Origin of the sequence: Embleya sp. NPDC059213 (assembly GCF_042754445.1) — a bacterium.
In the GTDB taxonomy this organism is placed as follows: domain Bacteria; phylum Actinomycetota; class Actinomycetes; order Streptomycetales; family Streptomycetaceae; genus Embleya.
This window is the reverse complement of the sequence record NZ_JBHZAV010000284.1, coordinates 1-8,361: the sequence shown is the minus strand read 5'-3', so window position 1 is coordinate 8,361 and position 8,361 is coordinate 1. Positions and strand designations below refer to the sequence as shown.

Sequence of the window (8,361 nt, the reverse complement as noted above, 5' to 3'; positions counted from 1 at the left end):
GAACAGGACGGCGAGAAGATCGGCAACGGACACTCGGAATCATCACGAGCCGCCAAGATCCACATCTCGTGTTTCACCAAACTCGCGACAGAGCCTAGATACTCCCCGCAGGCGGCCATTTATCGGCCCACTGATGGCCACGATCTTCCCCACATATGGCCAGATACCTCCCCGGACCTGGACGGATATGCCGGTCGGCGAGGTTGACCGGTGTGAAGAACAGCAGGGAGATCATGGAAATCCTCGAGGCATACGACCTCACGGGGGTGCCCCTATGGGTTTCGTCAAGGGAAATCGGGCTGCGTTCGGGGTGGGAGCCGGGCAACATGGCGAGGTGCCCGATCTGCTGTGGGATGACGTGAAGTGCTTCTTCGACCCCGACCTGATGGGATCCCTTCCGGACATGCGTGTCCCCGACGCCTCGGTGGAGGACTGGCAGGCGGTCCTTGATCTTGTCGAGGCGAGAGGCTGGAAGTGCAGGTACTCCGAAGGCGAGACGGTGCTGCCGGTGCCCCGGGCGAAGGCCGTGTTGTCCCGCCCGCGTGGCGCCGAGTGTCCGAACCTGCGGGTCTGGCCGGCGGCCGGTGTGTTGGCGATCTTCCGTTTCCGCGACCACGACGAAATCGACTTCGACGTCGACCTGCGGGAGTTGCAGGGCCAGGAGCGACTCGATGCGTTCTGCGGATTCCTGCGGGAGATCGGGCGGGGTTTGGGCAAGCCCGTGCTGATGGACCCGGAGGGCGACCACGGCCATGCGGTGCTCGGATTCGAGGTCGAGGCCGACCGGGTCGTCCTCCTGATCGAGCCGCCGCTCAGGTGACCGCCGCGGGCCGGGGTTCGTAGAAGGTGCCGTCTCTGAGCATGGCGAAGAGGACGTCGGCTCTTCGGCGGGCGAGGCAGAGGAGGGCTTGCGTGTGGTGTTTCCCCTGGGCCGTCTTCTTGTCGTAGTAGGCCCGGGAGGCGGGGTCGTTCAGTGCGGCGAACGCGGAGAGGAAGAACGCGCGTTTGAGCTGCTTGTTTCCTCTGTGGGACGGTTGTTCGCCGCGGATCGAGGAGCCGGAGCTGCGGGTTGCCGGGGCGAGGCCGGCGTAGGCGGCGAGGTGGGCGGCGGAGGGGGAAGCGGCTGCCGTCGCCGACGTCGATGAGGATCCTGGCTCCGGTCCTGACGCCGATGCCGGGCATCGAGGCATCCGATCGGTCCATGGCGTCAAGCCGAGACCGGCAGTGGGGTGGGAAAGGCGGTGTTCTCGTTGTAGTGCTGGCGTGTCACGAGGCGGTGGTGGAGCCGGCCGAGGAGCCGGTTGAAGAGGTTGCGCAAGGCGGCCGTGTGCCGGTCCCCGATAGTTCGGCGGCGGTCGTAGTGGCCGCGAGCTTCGCGGGAACCGGTCGGCGCGGCGAAGGACCAGACATAGCCGAGTGCGGCCAATCGCTGGTTCTTCACCTTGCGGTGGTGGACGATCAAGCTCTTGCCGGAGGCTCTGGTGATGGGTGCAGAGCCTGCGTATGCCTTGAGCGCCCGGCCGTCGGCGAACCGGGACCGGTCGTCGCCGATCTCGGCGAGGATGCGGGCTCCGGTGAGGTCACCCAGGCCGGGGAAGCCGGTGACGATCTCCGCGTCCTCGTGTTCGGTGAACCTCTCGGCGCATGCGGCGGCGAGGTCGTCGTCGAACCCGACGATCATCTCCGGCTCGGCGACGGCCTCGTCGGCGGGTTCGATCGCGCGCAGGGTGTGCGGCAGGGCGCGGGCGGCGTCGGCGATGACGAACGCGTCGCGGGCGTCGGTCTTGGCCTCGCCGGGGTAGAGGTCGGCGATCCGCCGCATCGTCAGCCCGGGCAGGTAGGCGACCTTGCAGCCCTCGTCCCGCGCGACCGCGAGCGGGAGGGCACCGATGGAGGCGGGCTGGTCGACGACCACCAGCACGGTGCCGTGCTTGGCCTTGAGCTTGGCGAACAGCTCGCGGAGTTTGGGCTCGCTGTTGGGCAGGCGCTTGTCGAAGGCCTTCGTCCCGGCCGGGGTGACGGCGGTGGCGTGGTGTTCGCCCCTGCCGACATCCAGGCCGAGGAAGACGCCGATGTCGCCGGTCTCGATCACATGCGTCCTTCGCTGGTTCCCGCCCGGCCGTCCCACGGCACCGATCGCCACATCCACATTACGAAGAGCCTCCCGGCCTGCGGACAGGTCGGTGGTCATGCCCCTGACTTGTTGAATCGTCCCCAGATGCTCGGTCTGCAGCCGTAGCGTCCAGGGTGACGGTCGGCACTGGCTCGTATAGCTCCTTGCCGCTCTCGGGCCGGCTCTTGATTAGCGTGCCGCCGCCGGCCGTCATCCGCGCGGTGTGGCTCGACAGAGGCATGAATGCGTAACCGCTACTTCAAGTCAGGGTGCCCACCGCACACTTCTGCCGCTTCGAGCTCCGGGTCAGGGTTGCACGTGATCACCATCGGGATCGACCCCCACAAGTCCTCTCACACCGCCGTGGCCGTCGACGGCGCGGGCCACAAGGTCGCCCAGCGGCGCTTCGTCGTCAACACGGGCACCTTCGGCCGGCTGACACGCTGGTGCGAGCAGTGGCCCGAGCGCCGCTTCGCAGTAGAGGGCGCCGGCGGCCTGGGCCGAACCCTCTCCCAGCAACTGGCCGCCGCCGGCGAGAACGTCGTGGACGTCCCCTCGACCCTGTCGGCCCGGGCGCGGCTCCTCGCCACCGGTGGAGATCGCAAGACCGACCCCGCCGACGCGCTGCATGTCGCCCAGGTCGCCCTCTTCCGCACCGACCTTCGCAAGGTCGCCCCGGAAGACCAGTCCACGATCCTGCGATTGCTGACGGAGCGCCACAACGATCTGGTCAACGAACGCACCCGTACGATCAACCGCCTCCACGCCGTCCTTCGCGACCTGTTGCCCGGCGGCGCCCCGACCAGGCCCCCGCAACAGCACCGGCACATCCCCTCCACCCCGCCGCCGCGCTCGTCCTCCTCGGCCTCGACGCGTGGGCCGAACGCGCGCCCGGCAGTCCTGGCCTTTTTCGCGATCGACGCCGACATCGCAGGCCCACCTCGCAGGCCTCCGAGCCGGTCTGCTTCTCGGTCGGGTGTCAGTACTGCCGGACGATCATGTGCTCTCGGCCTCGGATTCGTCACGGCGACGTGGTGCGACGACAAGCCCGATCGCGAGCAGGACGGCGGCGACAGCCAGGATCGCGACGGTGGCGTCCGACGAGCCGGACATCATGATGAGCAGCCAGCCGAACGCGGCGGCGCCTATCGAGCCACCGAGTTGTCGGGCGAGGGTGAGTGTGGCCATCGCGGAGCCGAAATGCGCGGGCGGGGCGGAGGTGATGCCGAGCAGCGTGTACGCCTGCATCAGCAGACCCAGGGCGGCACCGGACAGCGCCAGGCCCACAAGCGCGATCCCCAGCACGAGAGCACTCGGCCAGGTGCTCCCGAGAGGGAGGATCGAGAGCAGGCCCAGGCCCACCACACCCAGCATCAGACCGAGCCGTCCCCAGGGCACGATGCGAGGGAACTTCCGCGCGACGACCGAGAAGGTTGCGGTGATGACGAGTTGGCCGGCGGTGAGGGCGACCAGCAGGGTCGAGACGGTCGACATGTCGTACCCGGTACCGGCGTTCACGGCCAGAGGAACGAAGGTGAACGTTCCGAACAGCGCGGCTCCACCGATCCCGGTGACGATGATGGACCGGGACAATCCTCGCGAGGCGAAGATCGCGGGAGGGACGAGCGGGTCCGCGGCTCGCCGCTCGCGTCCGACGAACGCGATGGTCGCGAGGACGGAGAGGGCCAGAAGCGCCGCCGAGGGGACGACGGAGCCGGCGATCGCCTCGAACGATCCCAGCACGACGATGCCGGAGGTCGCCACGAGCATGAGCACCGCTCCGGCCAGGTCGAAGCCACGCAGGCTGGTCGTGCCGGACCTGCCCGGCAGACCGCGGCACCCGATCACGAGGGCGAGGACGCAGACGGGCAGGTTGACCAGGAAGATCGCCGGCCAGCCGGCCCACGCGGAGAGGTACCCGCCGACGGGAGGCCCGGCCAGTGCCGCGATCGCGGTGACCGCGGTGAGCCACACCTGCCGGCGGATCAGCTCGGTCTTGTCGAACAGCATGCCCAGGGTGCTCACCGCCGTCACGATGAGCCCGGCCCCGCCGATGCCCTGCACGGCGCGAGCCGCGACAAGCAGCGGCATCGAGGGTGCCAGAGCACATGCCAGGGAACCGGCGGCGAAGACCAGCACCGAGCCGACGAACACCGCGCGCCGGCCGAGGATGTCGCCCAGCTTGCCTGCGATCGGCGTCGTGACCGTGACGGCGAGCAGATACGCGGCGGTCACCCCCGCGATCGCCGGTCCGGCGTCCAGGTCGTCGCCGATCCCCGGAAGAGCCGCCACCACGATGTTCGTGTCGAGCTGGGCGAGCAGCATCCCGAGCAGCAGTGCGAAGAACGCCAGTTCGACACGCGCCGGAACTGCCCGGCGGTTGCCTGACCTTGGTGGCGTCTCGGTTTTCATCACCCCTCCAGATCTATGCGATACGCATACACTACATGTACATGCGTATCGCATAGACTGTTCCGCGTGGACACGAAGACACCGGAGCCCGCAGAACGTCCCGGGGCGGGACACGCGCTGTTCCGCGTAGTGCGGTACTGGTCACGTCGGTGGACCGGCACAGGTCGGGGCATCGACGCCGAGCGCGGACGCGACGTGATGGTCACCGAGGCCGTCGCCGCCCGCCAAGGCGACGAGGGCGCCACGGTCAATGCGGTCGCCGACGAACTGGGCATCGACCAGTCCGGCGCGAGCCGGTTCCTTACCCAGGCGGTCGAACGCGGCTACCTCCGCAAGGTCGCCTCGCCCACCGATGCGAGGCAACGGCGACTCCTCGTCACCGACAAGGGAGCAAAGATGCTCGCCTCTGCCCACCAGTGGCAAGAATCCGTCTTCGCCGAGCTCACCGCCGACTGGTCGGCCGACGATGTGCAGCGCTTCCACGGGTATCTGCAACGCTTCCTCGCCGCCCAGCAAGAGCGCCGGTAGCCGACCGGATCCACCGCGACCGAGACGGCAGCCCGCCGCACCGACCGGATGCGCGCCGCGCGCCGCCTTCCGCCGCGGCGACGACGCGCTCTACCACGCGCTGCTGCTGTGGTACGGCACGGCGTGGACCAGGCAGCCCGCCCTCTCCAGGTCCGGACGCAGCAGGCCGGGGACGAGGTTGTTGAGACCCGACGTGGTGCCCACAGGCGTGGAGGCGTTCGAGGCGTTCCAGGACGAAGGCGTTCAGCCGCCCACGCGTGACCGAAACGGGATCACCCCGGCCCCCCCGCTCGATGCCCCAGGCCCGCGCGACAGACGATCCTGGACGTACCCCAACTCGTGCACATGGGGTGAACGTTGCGTCCAAGGGGTTCGACGATCGGCAGGCAGCGCGCCCGTGGCACGTCTACGGTCGAGACATGCGCTCCGTCGTGCAGGCCTGGATCGACACCATCTCCCCGGACACTCGATGGTCCCGGGTGGCTGGCACCCCCGCGTTCGAGGAGTTGCGTGCCGCCATCGCCCGTGCCGCCCACCCGACAGGCGCGCGGATCTCTACGACGGGCAGGCGTTGCCGTCGCAGGACATCCTCCTGAAGGTCGTCGGCCTGTCGGAAGTGGCCACTCTGGCTGCGACGGGGGCGGCCGTGCCCGTCGACGAGATCGCCGCCCATCTTGGGCATCTCTGCGCGGCTCCCACGCCCCAGGCACAGGATCGGATTCTTCCGGACGCGGACCTGGCGGCCGGAACGGACGTGCCGATCGGCCCCTACACGCTGCGGACACTCACCGCCGAACAACTGCGCCGTGTACATCCGCTGCCTTTCCTGCGTCCTCGCACACTGAATCCCGGGGAGTCGGACGGATCCGCGTTTCTGGTTCTCCCTCGTCCCAATCGTCGCCTGGGACGCGCTGGGTTGAGGTTGTCCTTGGACATCCGACCGGTGCTCGAGCACGTCAAAGCGCTCGCCCTGCTGATGCTGTGGCGCGACGAACCCCTGCACGCAGAGGCGATCTTCCACGTCGAACCCGGCCGATGCGTCCGCATCAACGTGTTTCTGAACACCTACAACGCGAGAATCAGGACCGACCACGAAGGCAACGAGGTCGGCGAGGCCCACGATCGCGGCTACTTCAAGGTCCGGAACACCGAAATCGCAGAGTTCACAGCCTTCTGCGCACGCGTGTGGGACATGATGGACGCTGTCGCGCCAGAGGACGCACAGACCACCGAGGTCGAAGGGCGCAAGCAGCGATTCGCAGGGCAATGGACCACTTGGCCCTCGCCACAGCCGGAACCCACGGACCCGGTCACGTCGACCCTCACGAGGCCGACGAACTGCCGCTGCGCCCGCGTCATTGGCTTGGAGGCCATCCTCACCGGCGGCCGAAAGATGGAATCACGTGCCAGAGCCTGGCGACCGTGGTCGCCCTGATCGGGTTGACCATCCTCGCGGCGTCGATGCCGCTGAACGGTGCCACGGTCCACGTGATCGCGACGCCGGCGGGTGCGACGCCGTGACCGCCGTGCGCAGTACCGCCCACTCCGGTCCGCGTTCTCTGTGTGCCGCCGAACAGGCTTGTTTGGAAACCGAGTTGGGGGTGGCCGGGGGATATCGCACCCCGGCCACCCCTCACGCTCCGCCCACGCGGCCGAGCCGGTGAGGCTCTAGAACCCCAGGTCGCGCTTCTCCGTGGTCAGCTTCCCGGCGATGCTCAGATTGCCTTCGGAATCGAGGACCGCAATGACCTTCTTCGTGCTGCCGTGGTGCGTCGTGAAGTAGACCTTGGATTGCTCCTGCGAGCTGGCGAATCCCGAGTTCACCACGATCTCGATGCTGTTCGGCGAGACGACGGCCACGTCCTTCTTGGGCGACGTGGGGTAGACCCGGTTCTGTACGAGCTTGATACGGCCGTGCGTCTCGCCGTCCGGCCAGTCCGACGCGAGTCCGAGATCGATGTCAGGCATGAGGATTCCCCTCCCAGTCCCTGCGGGCCGTTTCCCCCCTCGCGGGCTTCAGCCACGTCGCCGTGTGAGGCCCGACGGGACGCGCCCGCGAACAGTGAAAGCGCGACTGAGGATGCAGTAGAAGTCCCGGACCGCGTTGAGGAGCCTAGGTCGATTGATCGAACGGAAACACCAACTATCGGAAAGATGGCTGCTTTCGATCATGCTGGCCTGATTGACGACCTTGACCATGAATTGCCGAACCTCCCGTGGTTCCGTGGCCGCCGGAACAACTGGCCGCGATCGAGCGGGCCGCCGCCGCGCTGTGCCGGGTGGCTATGACGTCTTGAGTTGGCCCCGGCGGGCGCCTTGGGTTCTAAAGGTGGTTGCAACACCTGACCCTGCGGGGTGTTGCGATGGCCAAGCCGCGGCGAACATCGAAGAAGCGCGGACCTGCTCCGTTGGCGGACAAGCGTGATCAATACCTTCGCCTCATGGCGTAAGGGATGAGCAACTCGGCGGCGTGCCGCGAGGTGGGGATCAACCGCAGGACCGGGACCCGCCGGCGGTACGGACGCAAGACGGTCGACCGTGCCGGGCACGAGCGTGTCCATGCGCCGATCACGGAGGAGCGCCGTCGCGTCGGGACCTCGGACCGGTTCCCGGCCGAGGACGTGCGTCTCGTCATCGCCGATCTGCTCCTGTCCGGGAACCCGCTGCGCGCGATCGCCCGGGACCTCGACCGGAGCCCGGCCACGATCAGCCGGGAGGTGCGACGCAACAGCGACCCACGCACCGGCGAATACCACCCCACCAGGCCCAGAGCCGGGCCGCCGTGCGCCGCGCCCGCTCGAAGAAGGGCAAGATACGGCGTGACCCGGAACTGAAGGAGTTCATCCGGCAGCGTCCGGACCGGCGGTGGAGCCCGGAGCAGATCCCCCAGGCCCCGCGCACCGCCTTCCCGGACGAGCCCGAGCGGCACCTCGCACACGAGACCCTCTACCAGGCCGTCCATCTGCCGCACCGCGGCGGCCTGGAGCGCACCCCCGGCGTCCCGCGCACCGGCCGACCCGCTCGTCGTCGACGCCGCCGGCCCTACGAGCGCGCCACCCGGTTCATCGACCCGGGCACCCTGATCGGCCATCGCCCCGAGGCGCTCAACGACCGTCGAGTGGCGGGTAGTCGGGAGGGCGACCCGATCGTCGGCAAGGGCAACCGGTCCGCGATCGGCACCCTGGTCGACCGATCCACCCGCTACGTCGAACTCCTCCACCCGCCCGGCGGCCGGGGCGCCGAGCAGGTCCGCGACGCGCTCGTCCACGCCCTCGGCGACCTCCCCGCCGAATCGGCCCGCTCGGTGA

The 8,361-nt window shown here is 68.6% G+C and carries 7 protein-coding genes and 2 pseudogenes; 6 read left to right on the top strand and 3 right to left on the bottom strand.

Translation table 11 applies throughout. The features are described 5' to 3' along the window. Window positions 1–334: 334 nt before the first annotated feature. Window positions 335–820: a hypothetical protein gene (locus ACFXMF_RS45075; RefSeq protein ID WP_379992906.1), complete on the top strand. Its 486-nt coding sequence runs from the start codon at window positions 335–337 to the stop codon at window positions 818–820. Here ACFXMF_RS45075 and ACFXMF_RS45070 read toward each other — a convergent pair. Continuing rightward, window positions 813–2,092 (bottom strand): annotated as a pseudogene (locus tag ACFXMF_RS45070) (transposase). The gene ACFXMF_RS45075 and the pseudogene ACFXMF_RS45070 overlap by 8 nt on opposite strands. 264 nt (window positions 2,093–2,356) lie before the next feature. On the opposite strand from ACFXMF_RS45070, the pseudogene ACFXMF_RS45065 reads away from it, so the two are divergent. Further along, window positions 2,357–2,842: pseudogene (locus ACFXMF_RS45065) on the top strand (transposase); the annotation flags it as partial. A 267-nt stretch (window positions 2,843–3,109) separates the two neighbouring features. On the opposite strand, the gene ACFXMF_RS45060 reads toward ACFXMF_RS45065, so the two are convergent. Further along, window positions 3,110–4,579 carry an MFS transporter gene (locus tag ACFXMF_RS45060; protein ID WP_379991704.1) on the bottom strand — a complete coding sequence of 490 codons (1,470 nt, stop codon included), beginning with the start codon at window positions 4,577–4,579 and terminating at the stop codon, window positions 3,110–3,112. A 12-nt stretch (window positions 4,580–4,591) separates the two neighbouring features. Here ACFXMF_RS45060 and ACFXMF_RS45055 point away from each other — a divergent pair, with 12 nt between their 5' ends. Both ACFXMF_RS45055 and ACFXMF_RS45050 read left to right on the top strand, forming a co-directional pair. Then, window positions 4,592–5,053, top strand: coding sequence for a MarR family winged helix-turn-helix transcriptional regulator (locus tag ACFXMF_RS45055; RefSeq protein ID WP_360317819.1), 462 nt, complete (start codon window positions 4,592–4,594; stop codon window positions 5,051–5,053). 571 nt (window positions 5,054–5,624) lie between these two features. Next, window positions 5,625–6,488: a hypothetical protein gene (locus tag ACFXMF_RS45050; protein WP_379991703.1), complete on the top strand. Its 864-nt coding sequence runs from the start codon at window positions 5,625–5,627 to the stop codon at window positions 6,486–6,488. Window positions 6,489–6,721: 233 nt separating this feature from the next. On the opposite strand, the gene ACFXMF_RS45045 is transcribed toward ACFXMF_RS45050, so the two are convergent. After that, complete coding sequence (locus ACFXMF_RS45045; RefSeq protein WP_379991702.1) at window positions 6,722–7,021, bottom strand: DUF6342 family protein; 300 nt, start codon at window positions 7,019–7,021, stop codon at window positions 6,722–6,724. A gap of 485 nt (window positions 7,022–7,506) precedes the next feature. Between ACFXMF_RS45045 and ACFXMF_RS45040 the strand changes: the two genes are divergently transcribed. Continuing rightward, window positions 7,507–7,887, top strand: a complete 381-nt coding sequence (locus ACFXMF_RS45040; protein ID WP_379991701.1) for a helix-turn-helix domain-containing protein — start codon at window positions 7,507–7,509, stop codon at window positions 7,885–7,887. Beyond that, the coding region (locus ACFXMF_RS45035) for an IS30 family transposase (protein WP_380021207.1) at window positions 7,836–8,361 on the top strand (526 nt) is incomplete at its 3' end. The genes ACFXMF_RS45040 and ACFXMF_RS45035, both read left to right, overlap by 52 nt.

Excerpts from the sequence above, each read along its gene's own strand:
- ACFXMF_RS45045 (WP_379991702.1), bottom strand. The coding sequence starts at position 7,021 with ATGCCTGACATCGATCTCGGACTCGCGTCGGACTGGCCGGACGGCGAG.
- ACFXMF_RS45040 (WP_379991701.1), top strand. The coding sequence starts at position 7,507 with ATGAGCAACTCGGCGGCGTGCCGCGAGGTGGGGATCAACCGCAGGACC.
- ACFXMF_RS45060 (WP_379991704.1), bottom strand. The coding sequence starts at position 4,579 with ATGCGATACGCATGTACATGTAGTGTATGCGTATCGCATAGATCTGGA.